Genomic DNA, 20,974 nt, shown 5'->3' on the forward strand with positions numbered 1-20,974 from the left:
ATCAAGCTTTCCGATCAGAAGGACGGCCGCTTCAACCCAGCCGCGAGGTAGGCGGAAGCTACAGTGTTGGCCATCAGCATGGCAATGGTCATCGGTCCGACGCCGCCTGGGACGGGCGTGATGGCGCCGGCGACCTTGGCCGCATCGGCATAGGCGACATCGCCGACCAGCCGCGACTTGCCCTCACCCTTTTCCGGAGCGGGGACGCGGTTGATGCCGACATCGATGACCGTGGCGCCGGGCTTCACCCAATCGCCCTTGACCATTTCCGGACGGCCGACGGCGGCGACCAGGATGTCGGCGGTGCGGGCGAGTGCCGGCAGGTCCCTGGTGCGGCTATGGGCAATGGTGACGGTGCAGTTGGCGGCGAGCAGCAGATTGGCCATCGGCTTGCCGACGATGTTGGATCGGCCGACGACGACGGCGTTGAGGCCGGAAAGGTCCTTGCCGCGCACGCGCTCGATCAGCAGCATCGAGCCGGCCGGCGTGCAAGGCACGAAGGCGGTTTCCAGCTCGCCGGTGCCGAGCTTGCCGACATTGATGAAATGGAAGCCGTCGACATCCTTTTCCGGCGCGATCGTCTGGATGACCTTGCCGGCGTCGATGTGGCCAGGCAGCGGCAACTGCACGAGGATGCCGTGGATCGCCGGATCGGCGTTGAGGTCGCCGATGATCTTGAGCAGCTGGGCCTCGGTGGTCTCGGCCGGCAGCGTGTGCTGGAGCGAATGGAAGCCGCATTCCTTGGCCGTGCGCGATTTCGAGGCGACATAGACCTGGCTCGCCGGATCCTCGCCGACGATCACCACTGCCAGGCCGGGCCTGGTCGCGCCCTTGGCCGACAGCTCGACGGTCAGTGCCTTGACCTTCTGAACCACGTCTTCGGCGACACTCTTTCCGTCGATCACTTCGGCCATCTTCACCCTCAACACTGTTCCACGGACGCGCTCACGCGCAGCCCTGATCCTCAATCCGGCATCGTGACCCGCCAGGCGCCAGGCGCGAACGGTCGAAATGCAGCGCGGCATTTTCACGAAAATTCGACAGCGCAATCCCGTCAAAACGTCGTCGTATGCCGTAAACCCGAAACCGGCTGCTTTTATCGAAGCCAGCTTCTATCGAAGACCGGGCGTTTTAGAAATAGCGGCGGCGGGAGCGGCTTTCGGTCAGGTCGCGCACCGCCTCGCGGAACTCGCGCAGGCTGGCGCGGATCTCGTCGATCTGGCCCTGCTGATCGGCCGGCGACTGGTGCGCCTCGGCGACCGGCGGTTGCGAACGGGAAGACGCCACCGACGATGTGTACGCATCCTCGAATGGTCCCGCAGGCTGCGGATAGTCCGGCTGATGGGAATAGGCACGGATTTGCGCAGACGGCGCCTCGAAGCCGCGCTCCGATATCGGCGCGTTCCGGGCGTGCGCAGGTTGGTCCAAGCCGGCCTCGACCGGCTCTTCCGATCGGCGCAACATGAAATCGCGCAGCGACGAGGCCAGGGATCCCAAGAACCCCGGCCGGCCGGCATCGTTGGCGGGGACAGGCGATGGCGTGAACGGCGGGGGCGCCGGCGGAGGGCTCGGCGGCGCTGTGCGATACGCCCTGTCCTCGAAGGCCGGCCCACGCCCCTCGGGCCTGCGGCGCGAGCGGATGTCCGCCGTCTCGCGCAGGCTGGCATAGGCGCCGCGCAGTGCGCCGAGGCCGATGCCGGCGAAGAAACCGGCAAGCAGGCCGGCCAGCGCCTTGACGGCGCGCGACGGCCCCTTGGCTTCGAGCGGCGGATAGGCCTCCGAAATCAAGCTGATGTTGGCGGTGTTGATGTCCTTCTGCTCGCCGGTCTCCTTGGCGCGCAGCAGGAACTGCTCGTAGACCGAGCGCTTGGCGGCCGCCTCGCGCTCGAGCTCGCGCAGCGAAACCAGGTTGTTGTTGACGTCGCCGCTCTGCACCTTGGCCTGTGCCAGACGTGACGACAAGTCCTGCTCGAGCTGCACGGAACGCTTCAGATCGACCTGCAGCGAGGACGCTATGCGCTGCAATTCCGCAGCGATGCGTTCGCGCGCGCCGGCAAGCTGGGCGTTGAGCGCCTGAAGCTCCGGATGCCGCGGCCCGAACTTGATCGCGGCGCGGTCGGCTTCCTGTTTCAGCGCCGCATATTGCGAGCGCAGCTCGCCCATCGTGTTGGAGTTGATCTCTTCCGGCAAGGTGCCGTTGAGAACCGCGTTGACGTTCACGGCGCGGGCCGAGGCGGCGCGGGCGTTGAGCTCGAGCGTGCGGGCGCGGGCGACCGAGAGCTGCTCGTTGAGCTTCAGCATCTGATCGTCGCTGATCAGGTGACCCTGGGCGTCGACAAGATCATGCGTGGCCCTGAAGTCCTCGACCTTGCGCTCGGCCGTCTCGACGCCCTTGCGCAACTCGTCGAGCCTGGCCGTCAGTTCGTCATTGGCGCGGCCCGCCGTGTTGGACTGGAGTTCGCTGGAGATCTGCTGGAAAGCAGTCCTCATCGTATTGGCAATCAGGGCCGACTTGTCGGGGCTCTCTGTCGTCGCGGTGATCGAGACGACGAAGGTCTTGCCGCCGCGCTCGACGTCCAGGCTCTCCGCCAGATTGCCGACCGCCAGCGCACGCCGGCGCGCTTCGTCGGCAGGGCCTTGTGCATCCTGCCGCGACAAGACCGAGCGGAGCATCGACATCAGGCCGATGCCGCCCTTGCCCTGGCCGTTGAACTCGGGGTCGTTTGCGAGGTTGAGATCCGTGACGACCTTGTTGAGGACCGCGCCCGAGGTGAGGATGCGGGCCTGGTTCTCGACGATGGCGAGTGTAGCGTCCGAGGCGATCACGTTCTGCGTCAGGTCGCGATCGGTGAGCTTGAGGTCGCGCGGGTCGACGATGACCTCGGTGGTGGCCTCGTATTTCTTCGGCGTCGACAGTGCGATGGCGATGCCGAGCGCGGCGCCCAGGATCGTCGTCGAAAGAATCAGCGCCTTGGATCGGGTGATGCCGCGAACGACCTGCATCGGGTCGATCAGCGGTTTCCATTCCTGATCGTCGCCGGCCGGCGGCCGGCTTGCGCGGCGAGGTTCGACATAGCGCGTTTCGAAACCGGGCTGCGGAGAATGGTCCGGGGGAAGGTTCCCTTCACGCGGTCCGGCTTGCAAGCCCCGCGTGGCCGAAACGTCCTCGGCCCGGGTCGATTCGGGAAGCGGGTCGACCTGAGATTGACCGGGTTCGTCCGTGTTCGCGGACAATGGGTTCGATCGCCCTTCGCGCTCGAAGCGCGCGGCGCGGTGGCGCGCGGCGGCATCCTCGCGCCAAGACGGGTTGGCTCTGTCGCCGATGGAAACCAGCGAAGCGTCCGGGCTGTCCTCGCCACGCACGGCCTGGCCGAGCGCGAGCAAAGAGCGCTCGCGCCTCCAATCGTCACGGTTTTCCCTGTCGACCATGTCTAGAAACTTACTCTCTGGCGGCTTGGGAGAGGCGGTCGGCCAATCGTTAAGTCACGCTAAACAGGCATGGGAAATAAAAGGTTAATTTTGAACCCGGGAAAATACAGTTTCTCGCCTCGGTTGCAGCCCCGCTCAAGCCGCCGGACCGCCGCCAGAACGGCACGTTAAGCTTTCCATCCTAGGCTTTCGACAGAGACATGACCCAGGCCAGCGACATACCGCAAAGGCGGACGCTCGCGCGGATCGGCCGCTTTGTGGCCGCGCGCCGGAAGCTGGTCTTCGACTATTTTTCGGCGATCAGCGGCGCCGGCGGGCGGCTGGTGTTCTCGCTCGCCTATTTCGTGGCTCTCGCCAATACGCTGTCGATCGCCGAATTCGGCATGTTCGCCACTGCCTCGGCGGCGGGCGTGATGCTGTCGCGCCTGCTTGCCTTCGGCTTCATCTCGGCGCTCTACCGCACCGCCACGATCCGCCCGAACCTGATCGGCACCTTCACCGCCGGCTTCCTGTTCCTCGGCGTGATTTCGCTGCCGGTCCTCGCCGCCGCCTCCTACGGCGTCTACCTGATCTTCTTCGCCGGCACGGTGGCGCTGCCGGTCTTTGCCGCGGTCGTCTTCGCCGAAGCGCTCTTGTGGCGGCCGGTGGAGGTGGTGCTGATCGTCAACAACGGTCTCGGCAAGTTCGGCCGCGCCGCGGTGCTGGCGATCCTGGCGACGGCGCTCCGGTCAGCCGGCGCGGTTCTGTTCATGCTCGCCGCGCAGCGCACAATCGGCGTCTGGTCGTGGTTCTATATCGGCGCCAATGCCGTTTCGCTTTTCGTCGCCTTCGCCTTCTTCTACCCCCGCCAGCGACTGCGGCTGCGCACCGAGCTCTATTTCCGGCGGCTCGCCGATTCCATCTATGTGGCGGGGTCGGAGGTGCTGTTCTATCTGCAGATGGAGTTCGACAAGCTCCTGGTGCTGTCGATCGGCGGACCGCATCTTGCCGGCATCTACGCCATCATCATGCGGCTGGTCGACCTCACCGCGATCCCGATCCGCACCTTCTCGATGATGCTGGTGCAACGCATGATGCGCGCGCCCGAACTGCTTTCCCGGCTGGCGGTCAAGAGCGGCATCGAAGGCGGCGTGTTCCTGGTCTCGACGCTGGCGCTCTTGTCGCTCGGCATCGTGCTGCACTTCTTCCCCAACGCGTTGGGCAAGAATGTCGCCGAGGCAGCGCCTCTGGTGGCGCTCGCGGTCTGCGTGCCGGGCCTGCGCAATCTCGTCGAATACGAGGCCGAGCTTCTCTTCGCGCGCGGCCAGACCGCAGTGCGGGCGATCAATCTCGGGCTGCTCGCGGGTTTGAAGGCGATGCTGCTGACCTATGTGCTGACGACGATTGCCGACACGCCCAATCTGGTGCTGTCGCTCAACATTGTCTTCCTGCTGCTCTATCTCGCCTCGATGCTTTTGACCTATTCGGCGATGCGCAGGCCGGCCAAAGCGATCTGAACTCGAGCAGTTCATCGTTTCACGGAAACGCTGAACTGCTCTGACTATTTGTTTTTACGCAATTCCGGACGGAAAACCGCTACACACTTTTCCTGGAATTGCTCCAGCGATCGAGCCCCATCAAACGGCGGATGCGGCCGACATCGGTGCCTATGAAGGACTGCATGCCGATCGCCACCTGCTCGGGCGCCATGGCGTCGACGAAACGGCGGAACTCCTCGTCCGACAGCGCCTCGCCGTTCCAGTGGACGCGGCAGAATTCCACCGGATCATGGAAGTGGCCGGCGCCGTCGAGCACGTCGTCGACATAGCGGCCGTAGATCATGCATTCGGAGAATTTGCGCGCCGAGCCGACGACGCTGACCCAGTCGCGCCCGTGCGTCTTTTCGATCCGCTCGCACATCGCTTTGACGGTCTCGCGGCGCCAGGCGATCAGCGTCGAGATGTAATCATGCGTCGAAGCCTTAATCGGGTCGATGCCGAGCGCCGAGCCGGCATTGCGCGACCAGATGCGATGCTCGTCATGGCCGTCCTTGGCCAGCGCGCCATCGCGCCGGAACAGCCGTGTCTCGCCGTCGCGCCAGAAGACCCTCGCGTCGAAAGGCTTGAGGAAGGCGACGTCGGAATCGCAAAAGACGAGCACGTCCTCGCCGGTATGCGCGGCTATGGCGATGCGGCGCAGCTGCTGCACGTGCCAGCCGCGCAGCGGCTGGGTCCTAAGACTGACCCAGACGCGGCGGCGAAACAGACTGAGCGGATCGTCGAAAGCGCGCAGCCAGCGCGGCAGAAGATCCCGCTCGTCGACGATCGTGCGGCTGCTGCCCTCGAGCCGACGAAACAGTGCCACGTCACGGTGCTCGACGAGGATGTAGTGCCGGGCGATACCGGTGACATGGCGGTCCATGGTCTCGCACAGGAGCCGGCAGCGTTCGAAATCCGGCGCGTAGCTCGCCGTCACGATCGCGGCCGACGGCGCGCGCGGCAGCGGCTCGATCCTGGTGGCGACGTCCGGCACGAAACGGCTGTTCAACGGCGCGCCTCCGCTGGCCGCGACCCGTGCGACAATTTCTGCTTGAGGACGCGCCACAGGAAGAGCGGGTTGCCGACCACGTAGCGGCGCCACAAGCGGGCGGGTTCGATCCACAAGCGAAACAGCCATTCGAGCCTGAGACGGCGCATCCACAGCGGGGCGCGCGGCACGGTGCCGCTGAGGAAATCGAGCAGCGCGCCGACCGCGATCGGCAGTGTGCAGTGACGAGCATCGATATGGCGCGCGATCCACAGTTCCTGGCGCGGCACGCCCATGGCGACCAGCAGCACGTCCGGCTTCAGCCTGGCAATACGCTCGATAATTACGGGCTCCTCCGCGGGGGAGAAGTAGCCGTCATGGATGACGACGAATTTGTGCTGCACGGCGAGCGCCGAAAGCTTGAGGGACGCCGCCTCGGCATTGACCCGCGTCGCGCCAAGCAACGCCACGGTCAGCGGCAGGGTCGATGCCTGCAGGAAGGCCGGGATGAAATCGGTGCCGTTGAGATTGTCCGGGAAAGGCGAGCCGTAGAGCAGCTTCGCGGCAATGTCGACGCCGACGCCGTCCGGCAGCACGAGAAAATCGTCGAGCGCTTCGGCAAATACCCGATCGCTGTAGGCGAGATTGGCGTTGTGGGCGTTGAGGAAGCTCACCTTGGTGAAGCGCCGCTCGGCGATCAACCGCGAAAGCAGTGTGATGGCATCGTCCCAACGGACGGCAAGCACGGAGATACCGAGGATCCTCCTCAGCGTGTCGAAGCCGAAGGCGGCGCGCGCGGCATGCATATTCATGCCGCGACCTCCTGCCTGACGGCGCCGAGCCTCTCCAGCCCAAGCCGGATCGCGGCATCGAGCGCCCTCACCTGCTGGCGACGGAAGGCGCTGCCGTCTATGTCGCGAACATCGGCCGCCGCCGCTTCGAGCGCCGAGGCGAAGGCAATCGGATCGTCGGTCACGACACAGTTTTGCGGCCGATAGCCGATGCCGCGCAACGAGCGGCTGGTGGCAACGGAAGGCAGGCCGAGCTCGAAGGTCTCGATGGTCTTCAGCTGCACGCCGCTGCCGGCGGTGCTGATCAGCGGAATGACGGCGCCACCGCGAACGAAGGCCCGGGCGTCCGGAACCCTGCCGACGAACTGGACGCCGGGATGCGTCGACGTCACGCCCGACGGCATGTTGCCGGCGATGCTGATGCGGAAATCCGCCTTGAGATGCGGAACGACCTTGGTCAGGAACCAGTCGAGGCCGATGCGGTTGGGCTGCCAGGTCCAAGTGCCAATGAGCGCGGCGTCGCAATCGATGCGGCGCGGACCGTTCTTCGCCGGCGCCTCGGCGCGCGTCACCAGCGGCAGCACCGCCGAGCGGTCGTCGGAGGCGACGCCGAGTGCCGCGCGATCCTCTTCGGCCAGCGTGAAGACGAAGCGCGCGGCGCGACAGAGACGCTCTTCCATGACTGCGAGCAGCCTGGCCTCGCGGCGGAACAGCCAGCGTTGAAGGGCACTGCCGGCCGCGGCGGCGTTCTCCTCGGCCGAGCGATGCTCGACATTATGCGCGACGAAGATCGACGGCCGATCACCGAAGAGCCCTCCGAAGGCGCCGGCAAATTGCACGGAATTGAGCATGTAACCGTCGAACGGGCCGGCGCGCTCGATTGCCGCGAGCACATCCGCATCGGAAACGACGCGCAGCTTGACCGAAGCGAAGGTGAGACCGGTGAGCATCGCCTTGCTCGCCCAGGCCAGCTTCTGCCGCGGCGAAGCGCTTTCGGTGCGCACATCGATCGCGCCGAGGACAATGGTGTTTCCGGGATCGGCGGCAGGCTTTCCCGGCCAGCTGAAGCCGATCACCGTCACGCGCACGCCGGCACGCCGCAGCGCGTCGATGATCGCGGCGTTGGCGATCTCGTAACCCGAGGCGAGAACGCCGTCGGGCACGATCGATGTGGCGAACAGCAGATGCATCTCACCTATCCATTGGTGTAGCCGGTAGCAGAACGCGGTGAAGCCTTGATTAAATGGCACCCCCAAAGGCCGAACGCCCCGGCTTCGTGGGACCCGCCGCGAAAGGTGATTAACGAAACGTTATCATCGGGCTGCTATCGAGAGCCGAACCCACACGGCTGGAAACGGATGCACCCTTTGCCATCGGACGCTTTGGTATCGATCGCGGGGGTATCGATCGCGGGGCGGTCTCCGGGCCTCGCCGCCGAGACCGTCGAGGCGGTCGTCACGCTGCCGACCTTCAAGCGGCCTCAGCTGCTCCTGGAAACGCTGGCATCGCTCAAAGCCCAGAAAACCTCGCGCCGCTTCGCCGTCATCGTCATGGAAAACGAGGCCGACGCGCGTGAGGGCGCCAAGGCGGCACTGCCGCTGTTCGAGCACGGCGAGATGCCGGGCCTGGTGATCATCGCGCATGAGCGCGGCAATTGCAGCGCTTACAATGCCGGCTGGCAGACGGCGATGATGCAGTTCCCCAACTTCCGGCACCTTCTCGTCATCGACGACGACGAGGTCGCCGAGCCCGACTGGCTGGAGCGCATGTGCAGAGCCGCCGAGACGCTTCGAGCCGACATCGTCGGCGGGCCGCAAGTGCCGGTCTTCGCCGATCCCTCACATGCGGGATGGGCCGACCACCCGGTCTTTGCGCCGCCGTACCGCGAAACGGGCCGTGTGCCGGCACTCTACTCGTCCGGCAACCTGCTGGTCGGGCGCAACGTGCTGATGGCCATGGGACCGCCCTTCCTCGATCTCAGGTTCAACTTCATGGGCGGCGGCGATTCCGATTTCCTCAGCCGCGCGTCGCAGCAGGGTTTCGCGCTCGGCTGGTGCGCCGAGGCAAGGGTCAGGGAAGGGGTTCCAGCGCGTCGCGTGGAGGCCGACTGGATCCGCGCCCGAAGCCTGCGCAACGGCGTGATCTCGACCCTGGTGGAAAAGAAGAAGCGAGCGGGCACGCCGTTCGCCGGAACCAAGGTTCTGCTGAAGAGCCTGGCTCTGCTTGCCGCCTCGCCGCTGCGCGGCGCCGTAAGGCTGGCGCGCACGGGTTCGCTGGCGACAGGCCTCTACCCCGTCTATGTCGCGCTCGGTCGCGTGCTTGCCGAATTCGGATATGCCAATGAGCAATACCGGCAGCCTGAGAAGAACTGAGCGCGCGCCGCTCGGCGCCGCCTTCACGCGCGAGGGCCTTGCGACGGCAATCGCGGCGCTGCTTTTTGCCAGCATCATCGTGTCGTTCCGGCCCTTCCAGCCTGCCGGCGCCGAACTCACCGGCGATGGCGGCGATATCGTCAACCAGCTCGGCTTCGGCTCGCTCGGCGCCATCTCGATCTTCTCGCTGCTCGCCTTCGCCGATCCGCGCGTCGTGCGCTCGCTCATCAGCCCGTCCTGGGCGCTGATGCTGGGCTTCTTCTTCCTGTCGGTGATATTGGCGACCGACCCGCCGTCGGCGATGCGCGCTGCCTCCTTCACCATGATCGGCATCATCACCATGGCGACGATCCTGGTGCTGCCGCGCGATGCCGATTCCTTCGCCAGGGTCATCATCTTCACCGCCGTCGTGGTGATGGGGCTCTCCTATGTCGGCCTCTTCGCCTTTCCGCACGAGGCGCTGCATACCGCCGACTCGCAGGAGCCCGAGCATGCGGGCCTGTGGCGCGGCGTCTTCACCCACAAGAACATTGCGGGACCGGTGATGGCCTGCTTCAGCTTCGCCGGGCTCTATCTCTGGCGTCGCGGGCAGCGCTGGTGGGGCGTCGGCATCTTCTCAGCGGCCATGATCTTCATGCTGCACACCGGCTCGAAGACGACCGTCGGACTGGTGCCGTTCTCGATCCTGATCGTGGTGCTGCCCAGCCTCATCGGCATGCGGCTCGGCACGCCGATTCTGTTTCTGGCCGCGATCATCGCGACGGCGGTCGGCACGCTGGGCATCGTCTTCATCCCGCCTGTGAAGCATCTGGCCGCGGCCTATTTCCCGAACCTCACCTATACCGGCCGCACCACGCTGTGGGAGTTCGCCGGCGAGATGCTGGCGAAGAAGCCCTGGACGGGCTACGGCTACGAAAGCTTCTGGGGAACGCCGCTGCTGCTCAACCAGGGCCAACCCTTCGACCGCCCCTGGGACATCCGCACCATCGTGCACGGCCATGACGGCTATCTCGACATCGCCGTGCTGATGGGCATCCCCGCGCTCTGCGTCGCGGTGTATACGTTCCTTATCGCGCCCCTGCGCGACTACATGCGCATCCCGCCGCGCAAGGAGAACATCCTCCTCGGCGACTTCTTCATGATGGTGGTGCTGTTCGCGGCGCTGAACGGTTTCCTCGAAAGCTTCTTCTTCCGCCGCGCCGACCCCGTCTGGCTGTTCTTCGTGTTCAGCGTGCTTGGCCTGAGACAAATGTCGCTGCGGCCTCTTCCGACTCGCAGTCCCAACTGATCTGGCCGATCGATCTCCTTGAGACTGGACTTTTCCCTAACTGCGCAAGCGTTTAAGGAGAGCCGTCTTGCGGAGGTTCTCATGACGATCAGGCTCGTTCTCGCCGGTTGCGGCAATATGGGTTACGCCATGCTCTCGGGCTGGCTGAAGTCCGGCAAACTCGAGCCGTCGACGGTGTTCGTGGTCGAGCCCAATGCAGAATTGCGCAAGCGCGCCGAGGCACTGGGCTGCGGTGCCGCCGCCGACGCCTCAGCCATTCCGGCCGATGCCGTGCCCGACCTCGTCGTCATCGCCGTGAAGCCGCAGGTGATCCGCGACGTGACGGCGAGCTACAAGCGCTTCGGCGACGGCAGGACCACATTCGTCAGCATCGCCGCCGGCACGCCCGTCGCCACCTTCGAGGATATCCTCGGCGACCTCGCGCCGATTGTCCGCTGCATGCCCAATACCCCGGCGGCGATCGGCAAGGGTATGATGGTGGTGTTTTCCAACCCGCTGGTTTTGGACGACGTCCGGCGCTTCGTCGCCGAGCTGCTCTCGGCGAGCGGTGTCGTGACGACGATCGACGACGAGGGCCTCATGGACGCGGTGACCGCGGTCTCCGGTTCCGGCCCGGCCTATATCTTCCATTTCATCGAGGCGCTGACGGTTGCCGCCGAGAAGGCCGGCCTGCCGGCCGACACAGCCAAGCTGCTCGCCATGCAGACCGTCTATGGCGCCGCCTCGCTCGCCGCCGAAAGCGACGAAGAGCCGGGCGTCCTGCGCCAGCAGGTCACCAGCCCCAACGGCACGACCGCCGCAGCACTTGCCGTGCTGATGGGCGAAGACCGGCTGACGAGGCTTTTGACCGACGCGGTGGAAGCGGCGCGGCTCAGGTCGATAGAGCTGGGGAAATAAGAAGAAAAGGCTCGGCGAAAATCGAGACTGTCCCCAAATTTCGTCGATCTCGTCCTTGTCCATCCATCGACCTTGCATTCCTGCCTTGGCCCTCAAATCGTGGGCGATATCAGCGAGCCGCTCGGCGAGTGGCCGGCGGCTGATCTCACGTTGCAATTCGGATTCAACGCTTCAATGACCGCTTTTGTCATCGAAATCTTGCGCCTATCGGCAAGACGTTTTGCCAGTTCGCGGGCACATGGATTTTTGATGTGGAGAGCCATCCGGTTCCTCGGCGCTATGATTCTGACAGAATGGCAGCCTGAGCGGTACCCCTGAACGTCCTTATTCCAAAGTCTCCAAGACGGAGGTTCGCCCTGGGATGGCGAGCTGAAGAGCGTTCCGACCAAATCGTGCGCCGCTCTTGACGCCTTACCCAGAACGAAGCAAATCGCCTACTTTGGAGATTAGCCGAAGCGCCCGAACTTCGTCATCCACGGGCGGAGCGGGAGTGAAGCGGACCCGTAGACCCGAGGATCCATGCCATGACCTCGCGCGAAGGGTGCAGCGGAGCAGAATTCGGCACCGTTGCGGCTCCCGAGAGTCACGGCATGGATCCTATGGTCTGCGCCGCGTCGCTTCGCTCCTTGCTTCGCCATAGGATGACGAAGCGATCGGGTTGGGGCTTGCTAGATAGATAGGGCCTCAGCTCCCATACAGCATCTCGTCCTGCAGCTTGCGCAAGGCGTAAAGCCTGGTCGTCTTGTCGGGCACAGCGTTGTCGCTGGTCAGCAGCTCGCCCTTCCTGACAGGCTTCAGCACCTTGCCGCCTTCGAGCAGCCCGACGGGCATGGCGCGGCTGGCGCGCGCCTCGGCGGTGGTCATGGTCCAGGAGCGATAGCAGGTCTCGCCGATGGCATCGAAGGTCTCGCCTGCGGCGAGATCGCGCTTGGCGACCGCGCAGACCTCGGCCACCGGCCTCGGCAGCGGCACCATGTCGGGCTTGCCGTGGAGCATGATGCGGGCCGCGGTCAGCGGCACTTCCAGCGAGGTCAGGTGGTAGGGCCTGAAGAAGCTGTAGTAGGGGCCGTGGCCGACATGGAGATCGTCCATGCGCTCGACGACGCGCGGATGTGTGGCCTCGACGATGACGAAGACGCCTGGCGCCACGCCTTTGCCGATCGTGTAGTCGACGACGCCCTTCTTGGACAGGATGCCGCCGTCCTCGCGCGGGATGAGCACCTTGGCCAACTGGTCGCGGTCGGCCTTGGGGCCATGCATGCCCGGAACATCGGGCACCAGGCCGGTGGCGTTGGCGATGGCGCACATCTCGACCATGGTCTTCGAGCCATCGACGAACTCGACCAGCATGCGCGGGTTCATGTTCCGGCGCAGCGCCTCTTCCCGGTAGTCGTCGGGGACGGCGTCGTGGTCGAGCGGATTGTTCTTGCCCTTGCCGGCCGAGACGATGGTGTAGCCGAGCGCCGAGGCGAACTCGATCAGCTCCATGCAGCTCGACGGCTCGTCGCCGGCGCCGACCGAATAGACGACGCCCAGCCGGTCGGCCTGCTGCTTGAGGTAACAGCCGATGGTGACGTCGGCCTCGACATTCATCATCACCAGATGCTTGCCATGCTCCATGGCCATCAGGTCGAAATCGGCTGCGACGCCGGGTTTTCCCGTGGCATCGATGACGACGTCGATCAGCGGATTGGTGACCAGCATCTCGTTCGAGGTGATGGCGATTCTGCCGCTCGCGATCGCCCGGCTGACCTTGGAGGCGGTATCGGCTTCGGCGGCCATCGCATCGTCGCCATAGGCGATGCGAATCGCGTCGCGAGCCGTGTGCGGGCGGCGCGTGGAGATGGCCGCGACCGAAATGCCCGGCATCAGCATGCCCTGCGTCACCAGGTCGGTACCCATCTCTCCGGAACCGATGACGCCGATGCGCACGGGACGGCCCTCGGCGGCGCGCCGGGCGAGATCGCGGGCAAGCCCGGTCAGGGCGACATTTGTCATACAAGAACGTCCATGCTTTGCTTTCAGCCCGCAATACAGGGAACGATCCCCGTTTGCCAACAAAACCAGCCGGTCATGGCAATTTCCGGTGCACGCCCTGCAGAATCGGGGCAGATTTTTGGCAACGATCCGCAGCCTTCGCGGCGTTACGGACTCGGGCCTCGCAAAGCCGACTTTCCGAGGAAAAAAATGGCGAAGTCGACGCCAAGATCCAATTTTGCCGGCAAGGGGCGCCGGCTGCCGGGCGGCTTTCCCGCGAATCCCTTTGCAGACCCGCAAATGGTTAACAAAACTTATGATTGCAGTCGTTTTCGGCCGAATCGGAATCCAGGCGGGCACCGTTTCTGTGCTATTTTTGCTACAACCGATCGGACTAATGGCCGGAATCCCCGCTTTTAGAGGCGCCAAAATCAATAAGCGCTCACATCCCCGAAAAATCTGTTAGATACTGGCCGAAAGCTCCGGTGGCAGGCTTGGGCAAATAAGCGCCTAGAAAAACAACAAGGCGCGGGGATAGTCACGGGGTAGAAATGACCAGGACGGGTAAAGTTACCGTCGGCTGGCGCTTTGCGCTCGCCATGACGGCGTCTATGCTGGCTTGCGGAAGCGCCAGCGCACTCACACTCAAGGAAGCTGTAGCAGTCGCCGTCGAGTCCAATCCTGAGATTGGGCAGGCGATCGAAAACCGCGAAGCCATCGAATTCGAGCTGCGCCAGGCAAAAGGCCTCTATCTTCCCAGCGTCGATCTGGAAGCGTCGACCGGCGTTCGCCGCCTGGACAATTCTTCCCGGCGCGCGCTCGACGAACAGCACGACGCTCTCTACCCGAACGAGGCGGACCTCACCGTTTCGCAGACGCTTTATGACAGCGGGGCAAGGCGGGCCGAATTGAACCGGCAGGCCTCGCGCGTGGACGGGGCTTCCTTCAGGGTGCTGGAGCGGTCCGAATTCATCGGGCTCGCGGTCGTCCAGGACTATCTCGAATACATGCTGCAGGCGTCGATCGTCGCCGAAGCGAAGAAGAACCTCGCCTTCCATCAGTCCATACTCGGCGACATCAAGCAGGGCATCGCGGGCGGCGCGCTCAACGATGCAGACCGGCAGCAGGCCGAGGAGCGCCTTTATGCCGCCAAGGCGCGGATGCAGGAGGCAACGGAAGAACTGGAGGCGGCCAAGATCCGCTTCTTCAAGAATGTCGGCAAGCCGCTGACCAATCCGTCGCGGCCCGCCGATGTGGCCGGCGCGCTGCCGCGCTCGCTCGACGACGCGATCGGGCTCGCCCGGCAGAACAATCCACGCGTGCATATGGCCAACAGCGACATCGACGCCGCCGCATCGCTGGTCGACGCCGCGCGGGCCAAATACGGCCCCACGATTACCGCCGAGGGTATCGCCAGGGGCGGATATGACATCGACGGCGACGATGGCGACACCAGCGACCTGCAGGCGCGGGTCGTGCTGCGCTGGAACCTCTATCGCGGCGGCATCGACAAAGCCAACGAGCAGGAGCAGATCCGCCGCACCAGCGAGCAGCGTCTCGCGCTGCATCAGGTGCTGCGCGAGATCGAGGAAGCCGTCCGCACTTCGTGGGACCGCCGCTTCCGCCAGGCGGAGCTGGCGCAGACGCTGCGGCTGCAGGCAGCCACCAACGAGAAGCTGGTTGCTTCCTACCGCGAGCAGTTCAAGGTCGGACAGCGCTCGCTGCTCGACGTGCTCGACGCGCAGAACACCCGTTTCAACACCGCAACGCTGGCCGACACCTCGTCCTATGCGTCGCTGTTTGCCGAATACCGGCTGCTGGCCGCGACCGGGCAGTTGCTGAAGACGATGAACATCCAGCCGGCCAAGCAGGCCGCGGCCTACGCGCGGACGGAATTCGGCGTGCCGGAAACGGCCGATACCGAAACCTATGCGCGGACGCCGTCGGAGCAGAAGAACGACCTGCCATTCGACATCCTCGCGCCGGTCAGGAAGAAGCAGCCGATGTAACCATCGATCTCTGGTCCTTCGGGGCGGATCGTGAACCAGCAACCTAACATCGTCTCGCCCAAGGAGGCTTTCAAAGCCTGCTTCTCGGCGATTGCAGCCTATCTCGGCCGGCCGAGCGCGGAGACCGTGCTGTTTGCCGGGGTGCCGATCTCGGAGACGCGCATCGAGCCGGACGACATCAGGCACCTCGCCGAACGCATCGGCCTCGAGACGCAGGCTTTCGGCCATCGCGATTTCGTGCGTGGCCGCGTCGATCTTCCGGCCATCGTCTTCCGTGCCAACCAGTCGCCGGTTGCGCTGCTCGCCGAGACCGAGACCGGACAATATCTGACGGCGCCGCAGGAAAACGGCCGCACCACTATCAGCAAATCGGAACTCGCCGAGAGCTATATCAGCGGCGGCGCCTCCTTCTCGATCACCTATGCCAACACCGCCGAAGAGATGACGGTCGGCACGGCGCCGAGGATCGAAAGGCGCCATTGGCTGACCGGAACGATGGGCGCCTTCTGGCGCACCTATTCGAAGGTCGCGCTGTCGGCGATCTTCATCAACCTGTTGGCGATCGCCTCGCCGATCTTCACCATGAACGTCTACGACCGCATCCTGCCGAACAAGGCGATCTCGACGCTCTGGGTGCTGGCGCTCGGGATCGGCGCGGCCATCCTGTTCGATCTCCTGCTGAAGACGGCCCGCGCCTCGCTGATCGACTATGCCGGACGCAAGGCGGATCTCAGGATTTCCTATCTTCTGTTCGAGAAGGTGCTCAACTCGTCCCTGGCGGCGCGGCCTGGATCGACCGGCGAATACGCGAACCGGGTGACGCAATATGAATTCGTGCGCGAGTTCTTTACCTCGAACACCATCAGCGTGTTCATCGACACGGCTTTCGTCTTCGTCTTCCTGGCGGTCATCTACGCCATTGGCGGCTGGCTGGTGATCATCCCGGCCGTGGCCTTCGTTATCGCCGTCATTGTCGGACTTGTGACGCAGCGGCGCATCGGCAAGCGGGTCGCCGCTTCCATGAACGAAGCGTCGCAGCGCCAGGCGCTTCTGGTCGAATCGATCTCCACGCTGGAGACGATCAAGTCGCTGCGCGCCGAGGCCTATCTGCTGCGCAAATGGGGCGAGCATTCGAAGAACGCGGCCAATACGTCGGAAAAGATCAAGGAGCTTTCGGCCGCCGCCGGCAACATCACGGGCGCCATCCAGCAACTCGTGACCGTCGCCCTGGTGGTTGCCGGCGCCTACGCCTTCTCGGAAGGCCAGGTCTCGACGGGCGCGATCATCGGCACCGTCATGCTGGCGGGCCGGGCGGTCGCGCCGCTCGGCCAGATCGCCATCACGCTCTCCCGCTTCCGGCAGGCCATGCTGTCGCTGAGGATCGTCAACACGATCATGTCGCAGCCGGAGGACCGGCCCGACACGGTCGGCTTCGTCAACCGGCCGATCCGCAGCGGCGCGATGCTGTTCAAGAATGTCGGCTTCGCCTATCCGGGCACCGAAAACGAGGTGCTGAGCGGGCTCAACATTGCCGTCAGGCCGGGCGAGCGGATCGGCATCATCGGCCGCATCGGCTCCGGCAAGACGACGATGGGGCGACTGGTCGGCCGGCTCTTCCTGCCGACTTCCGGAGAGCTGCTCATCGACGGCATCGACATCCGCCAATACCACCCGTCGGAAGTCCGCGCCGCGGTCGGCATCGTGGCGCAGGCCGGCGACCTGTTTTCCGGCACCATCAAGGAAAATCTCCTGATGGCCGCTCCGGAAGCGACCGACGAGGAGATCATCGACGCCGCGAAAGCCGCTGGCGTCGACGACTTCGTCTCGCGGCATCCGCGCGGCTACGACATGAATGTCGGCGAGCGGGGCACCAATCTGTCGGGCGGCCAGAGGCAAGCGGTGGCGATCGCGCGACTGCTTCTGACCAAGCCGAAAATCGTCTTCCTGGACGAGCCATCTGGTTCGATGGACCTCGCCTCGGAACGGCAATTGATCAAACAGCTCAAGGTCGCGTTCGACCGCAACACGACGCTGATCGTGTCGACCCATCGCTACAGCATGCTGGAGCTGGTCGACCGCCTCATCGTCATCGAGCAGGGCCGCGTGGTCGCGGACGGAGCGAAGGAACAAGTCATCCAGGCATTGCAAAAGGCGAATGCCTGACTGGGGCGCGTTGGGGAATGTTTGCAAGGGAAGATCGGCCGCCGCTTTTCGCATCGGCGTCCGTCTACATCATAGGGGCACTGTTCGTGGCCTTCACCGCCTGGGCATCCTTTGCCGAGGTCGACGAGATCGCGCGCGGCGACGGCAAGGTCATTCCCGCCTCCAAGACGCAGATCATCCAGGCGACCGAGGCCGGCGTGGTCCAGGAGATCGCCGTCAAGATCGGCCAGACCGTCAAGAAGAACGACCTGATCATCCGGCTCGACAACTCCGGGAATACATCGAGCCTTGGCGAGGAGCAGGCCAAGGCGCGGGCGCTGCAGGCGCGCATCGCGCGGCTGAAGTATGAGCAGAGCGGCAATGTCGAGGGGTCGTTTCCCTGTCCGGCGGAGATCCAGAAGGTCGCGCCGGAAATCTGCGACAACGAGCAGAAGCTGCTGGTCGCGCGCCGCGAGAATTTCGAGGTGAAGCTGTCGGTGCTCAAGTCGCGTCTCGATCAGCGCGAGAAGGAGCTGGACGAAGCAACCGCCAATTCCGATCGCCTGTCCAAGAGCCTCGCCGTCAGCGATCAGGAAACGGCGCTGGTCGAATCGATGGTCAAGAAGGGGCTGATGGCCAAGACCGAGCAGATCCGCGTGGAGCGCGAGCAGGCCGACCTGCACGGACAGCTCAACCTTGCGGGCGAGACGATCAAGAAGACGCAGGCGGCGATCACCGAGGCGCAGCTTCAGGTCAACGAGCTCGGCCTGCAGCTGCAGCAGGAGGCGTTGAGCGACCTGACGCAGGCGCTGGCCGACCTGTCGGTGGTGGACGAAACCATCCGCGGCGCCACCGACAAAGTGGCGAGGACCGACATACGCTCGCCTGTCGACGGCATCGTCAACACGCTCGATGTCAACACGCTCGGCTCCTTCGTGCAGCCCGGCGCGGTGGTGGCCGGCATCGTGCCGACATCGGAGACCTTGCTTGTCGAGGCGCGGGTTTCGCCGCGCGACGTCGCCTTCATCCAGCCGGACCAGGACGCGCTGATCAAGGTCACGGCGTATGATTTTTCGATCTTCGGCGGTATCGAAGGCAAGGTTTCCAACATCACCGCCGACAGCCTGGTCGACCAGAAGACGGGCGAGCCCTACTACCAGGTGCGCGTCGCGACCGAGAAATCCACGCTGCAAAGGAACGGCAAGACCTACTCGATCATCCCCGGCATGATCTGCTCGGTCGACATCAAGACCGGCCGCAAGACGATCCTCAACTATCTTTTGAAGCCTATCAACAAGGCGCGTCAGGAGGCGATGAGTGAGCGATAGCGCCGCCCGCCCCGACGCCCCGCGCGAACGGCTGCTGCCGTCGCTCGCGGCCGAGGATTTCGGCCCGGAGTTCCGGGTCGTGGCGCGTGGCGGCGTGCGCCGCGGCATCCGGCTGGAGCGCGCCTTCTGGGTGTCGCTGAAGCAGATGGCCGAAAGCCGCAAATGCACGATCGGCATGCTGGTCGAAGAGATTGCCGAAAATCATCCCGACCAGGGCAACCTCACCTCGGCGATCCGGGTCGCGTGCATGAGGGGCCTCGCCGAGGAAAGCATGGAATTGCGCAAGCTCGCCTCGATCCGGACGATCAACGCGATCCTGGTCGCCTGCCCCTCGCCCGCCTTCGCGCTGTCGTCGTCGAAGAAGATCCTGACGTTCAACGCGCCGTTCCAGCAATTGGTCAGGCGGCAATTGCCGAACGCACCGGGCGACGACGGCAGGCAGGACCTCAAGCTGGCGCTTGACCTCAACGTCACCGACATCTTCGCCCGCCTCGATGCCAACAGCGAGACGCCCGTCACCACGGGCTTCGTCATCGGCGCCGGCGAGCGCCGCTACCGCGGCCAGCTCAGCGCCGTGCGCGCGCCGGTTGCCGAGCCGGAGCTTTTGATGGCGTTCGTCTTCAACGGGTAGGTCGCAAGCGCAGCATTTGACGACGCGGACGGTGTTGCGTTGGCAGATCGTATGCGCCGGAGATTAGCCGGGACGCCTGTCACTTCGTCATCCTCGGGCGGAGCGAGGAGCGAAGCGACGCGACGCAGACCCGAGGATCCATGCCGTTACATTAACGCTCTGCCAACGGTGCAGAATTCTGCTCCGTTGCACACTTCGGCGAATGTCACGGCATGGATCCTTGGGTCTTCGCTCCGCTTCGTATCGCTACGCCCGACGATGACGACGTTGGAAGGGCTTCGGCCAATCGCGAAGGTTCCAGGGTATTATCCTTGAATAGTTTAACCGACAAGCGACCTAATTCGCACCAGGACTGGAACTCGCTGGCGTCACCGCCACCTCAGGCGAAGCGCCCTCGCCCGGCGCGACCGTGTCGAAGCCGCCGGCGATATCGGCGATCTGCGCGCCCGACTTCGATCCGTGGATCCAGGCGCGATCGGTGCTGAAGGAGTAGAGCGGAACGTAGTCGGGCAGGTCGCTATCCATCGCCACGTTGTTGCTGAGGCTGTCCAGGATGAAGGTGCCGCTTCCCGTGCTCACCGACAGCACGGCATGAAAGAATTTCCGGCGGCGGTCCTGCAGCACGACGAGCGACATGCTCCGCGCCGGGATGCCGGCGCGGAGCAGCGCCGCCATCTTCAATATGGCGAAATCCTCGCAATCGCCGGCACGATGTTCGAGGATTTCCGACGGCTTCGCCCAGTAGTCGAGCTTGCCGTAGACGACGCTGTCCCTGCGATAGGCGATCAGCCGGTTGATGCTGCTGTTGACGAAGGCCAGCTTGTCGCGGAAGCCCTTGCTGCCGGCAATGTCGATGATCTCGCCAAACGCAGCGTTCTCACGATCGCAGAGACTTCCGGCCGTGCAGTCGACGATGGCCTTGTAGACAGGAGCCCAACGCGCGGCGACCGGGAAGTTGCGCATGGACAAGGCCACCGAGCCGAACACGCCGGGGATGATCGCCCCAGTCTGGATCGGGTCAACCTGGCTCGGGTCGATGCCACCGCCCGAAGAACCCGCCGCCGGGTAAGCGTCGAGGGGTCCGTAAGCGCCGACGACGCCGGTTATCCGGTAGGCGGCGGCCGGCTGCCAGGGCTGCGGCCTGCTCAGCGAAACGCCGCCGAGAAGGGCTGGCGCAAACACCGTCTGAGGGGTCGGATTTGCCAGGGAGATCGTGCTGGCGGATGACTGATTCGCCACCCCCGCGAAGCCAATGGCCAGCAGCAGAACCTTGATCCCCGACACCCCCGGGGCAGTCTTTTGTATTTTCATAACGCCCACCTTTGACTGTGGACGCTACCAATCTTGTCTCAAATTATCGGAAAGGAAGGTGGGAAAATTTCCGCGAATCAATCTATTCTGTTTTCTATCAAATTTTATTCAAATTTATACTTCTATTTACCAAACCTGATTCGCGCTCCGAAATTGATCCGGCGCGGTTTCGGAGAATACATAACTGCATATATCATGCGGATTTACCAAGTGTAAAAAATGCAAATCTCTACATATTCGAGTATATGAAATAAGTTGAAGCTCTGTTGCAAAGTTCGGGCCTCGCATGTCTCT

The 20,974-nt window shown here is 64.3% G+C and carries 16 protein-coding genes; 8 read left to right on the forward strand and 8 right to left on the reverse strand.

The features are described 5' to 3' along the window. Window positions 1-14 precede the first annotated feature (14 nt). Both folD and QAZ22_RS30825 read right to left on the reverse strand, forming a co-directional pair. Window positions 15-914 carry a bifunctional methylenetetrahydrofolate dehydrogenase/methenyltetrahydrofolate cyclohydrolase FolD gene (gene folD, locus QAZ22_RS30820; protein WP_278204673.1) on the reverse strand — a complete coding sequence of 300 codons (900 nt, stop codon included), beginning with the start codon at window positions 912-914 and terminating at the stop codon, window positions 15-17. Between the two features lie 217 nt (window positions 915-1,131). Beyond that, window positions 1,132-3,429: a GumC family protein gene (locus tag QAZ22_RS30825; RefSeq protein WP_278204674.1), complete on the reverse strand. Its 2,298-nt coding sequence runs from the start codon at window positions 3,427-3,429 to the stop codon at window positions 1,132-1,134. A gap of 200 nt (window positions 3,430-3,629) precedes the next feature. On the opposite strand from QAZ22_RS30825, the gene QAZ22_RS30830 reads away from it, so the two are divergent. Then, window positions 3,630-4,925 carry a lipopolysaccharide biosynthesis protein gene (locus QAZ22_RS30830; protein ID WP_278204675.1) on the forward strand — a complete coding sequence of 432 codons (1,296 nt, stop codon included), beginning with the start codon at window positions 3,630-3,632 and terminating at the stop codon, window positions 4,923-4,925. Window positions 4,926-5,004: 79 nt separating this feature from the next. On the opposite strand, the gene QAZ22_RS30835 is transcribed toward QAZ22_RS30830, so the two are convergent. From QAZ22_RS30835 to QAZ22_RS30845, 3 genes are read right to left on the reverse strand one after another with little or no spacing between them, the layout of a single operon-like run. Next, the gene (locus QAZ22_RS30835; RefSeq protein WP_278204676.1) at window positions 5,005-5,955 is read right to left on the reverse strand and encodes a DUF6492 family protein; all 951 of its coding nucleotides are present in this window, start codon (window positions 5,953-5,955) and stop codon (window positions 5,005-5,007) included. After that, the gene (locus QAZ22_RS30840; RefSeq protein WP_278204677.1) at window positions 5,952-6,746 is read right to left on the reverse strand and encodes a WecB/TagA/CpsF family glycosyltransferase; all 795 of its coding nucleotides are present in this window, start codon (window positions 6,744-6,746) and stop codon (window positions 5,952-5,954) included. The genes QAZ22_RS30835 and QAZ22_RS30840 overlap by 4 nt, the downstream gene beginning before the upstream one ends. Further along, window positions 6,743-7,915, reverse strand: a complete 1,173-nt coding sequence (locus QAZ22_RS30845) for a glycosyltransferase family 4 protein (RefSeq protein WP_278204678.1) — start codon at window positions 7,913-7,915, stop codon at window positions 6,743-6,745. Before QAZ22_RS30845 ends, QAZ22_RS30840 begins: the two co-directional genes overlap by 4 nt. A 168-nt stretch (window positions 7,916-8,083) precedes the next feature. On the opposite strand from QAZ22_RS30845, the gene QAZ22_RS30850 reads away from it, so the two are divergent. The 3 genes from QAZ22_RS30850 to proC all read left to right on the forward strand — a co-directional run bounded on the left by QAZ22_RS30850 (window position 8,084) and on the right by proC (window position 11,282). Further along, on the forward strand, window positions 8,084-9,097 hold the full coding sequence (locus QAZ22_RS30850; protein ID WP_278204679.1) for a glycosyltransferase: 1,014 nt from the start codon (window positions 8,084-8,086) through the stop codon (window positions 9,095-9,097). Continuing rightward, window positions 9,066-10,385: an O-antigen ligase gene (locus QAZ22_RS30855; protein WP_278204680.1), complete on the forward strand. Its 1,320-nt coding sequence runs from the start codon at window positions 9,066-9,068 to the stop codon at window positions 10,383-10,385. The genes QAZ22_RS30850 and QAZ22_RS30855 overlap by 32 nt, the downstream gene beginning before the upstream one ends. An 81-nt stretch (window positions 10,386-10,466) precedes the next feature. Next, complete coding sequence (proC, locus tag QAZ22_RS30860; RefSeq protein WP_278204681.1) at window positions 10,467-11,282, forward strand: pyrroline-5-carboxylate reductase; 816 nt, start codon at window positions 10,467-10,469, stop codon at window positions 11,280-11,282. Between the two features lie 92 nt (window positions 11,283-11,374). Here the strand turns inward: proC and QAZ22_RS30865 are convergent, their stop codons facing one another. Together QAZ22_RS30865 and QAZ22_RS30870 are read right to left on the reverse strand one after the other, a co-directional pair. After that, the gene (locus tag QAZ22_RS30865) at window positions 11,375-11,545 is read right to left on the reverse strand and encodes a type II toxin-antitoxin system VapB family antitoxin (RefSeq protein WP_278204682.1); all 171 of its coding nucleotides are present in this window, start codon (window positions 11,543-11,545) and stop codon (window positions 11,375-11,377) included. Between the two features lie 421 nt (window positions 11,546-11,966). Continuing rightward, window positions 11,967-13,280 carry an NAD(P)H-dependent oxidoreductase gene (locus tag QAZ22_RS30870; protein ID WP_278204683.1) on the reverse strand — a complete coding sequence of 438 codons (1,314 nt, stop codon included), beginning with the start codon at window positions 13,278-13,280 and terminating at the stop codon, window positions 11,967-11,969. Between the two features lie 530 nt (window positions 13,281-13,810). Between QAZ22_RS30870 and QAZ22_RS30875 the strand changes: the two genes are divergently transcribed. From QAZ22_RS30875 to QAZ22_RS30890, 4 genes are read left to right on the forward strand one after another with little or no spacing between them, the layout of a single operon-like run. Beyond that, entirely contained in the window at window positions 13,811-15,268 is a 1,458-nt protein-coding gene (locus tag QAZ22_RS30875) for a TolC family protein (protein WP_278204684.1), read from the forward strand. A gap of 30 nt (window positions 15,269-15,298) precedes the next feature. Beyond that, window positions 15,299-17,431 (forward strand): type I secretion system permease/ATPase, encoded by a 2,133-nt coding sequence (locus QAZ22_RS30880; protein ID WP_278204685.1) that lies wholly within the window; start codon window positions 15,299-15,301, stop codon window positions 17,429-17,431. Between the two features lie 17 nt (window positions 17,432-17,448). Beyond that, on the forward strand, window positions 17,449-18,738 hold the full coding sequence (locus tag QAZ22_RS30885) for an HlyD family type I secretion periplasmic adaptor subunit (RefSeq protein WP_278204686.1): 1,290 nt from the start codon (window positions 17,449-17,451) through the stop codon (window positions 18,736-18,738). Continuing rightward, entirely contained in the window at window positions 18,728-19,369 is a 642-nt protein-coding gene (locus QAZ22_RS30890) for a ribbon-helix-helix domain-containing protein (protein WP_278204687.1), read from the forward strand. Before QAZ22_RS30885 ends, QAZ22_RS30890 begins: the two co-directional genes overlap by 11 nt. A gap of 336 nt (window positions 19,370-19,705) precedes the next feature. Here the strand turns inward: QAZ22_RS30890 and QAZ22_RS30895 are convergent, their stop codons facing one another. Beyond that, complete coding sequence (locus QAZ22_RS30895; protein WP_278204688.1) at window positions 19,706-20,680, reverse strand: transglutaminase-like cysteine peptidase; 975 nt, start codon at window positions 20,678-20,680, stop codon at window positions 19,706-19,708. Between the last annotated feature and the right edge of the window lie 294 nt (window positions 20,681-20,974).

This window comes from Mesorhizobium sp. WSM4906 (genome assembly GCF_029674625.1).
In the GTDB taxonomy this organism is placed as follows: domain Bacteria; phylum Pseudomonadota; class Alphaproteobacteria; order Rhizobiales; family Rhizobiaceae; genus Mesorhizobium.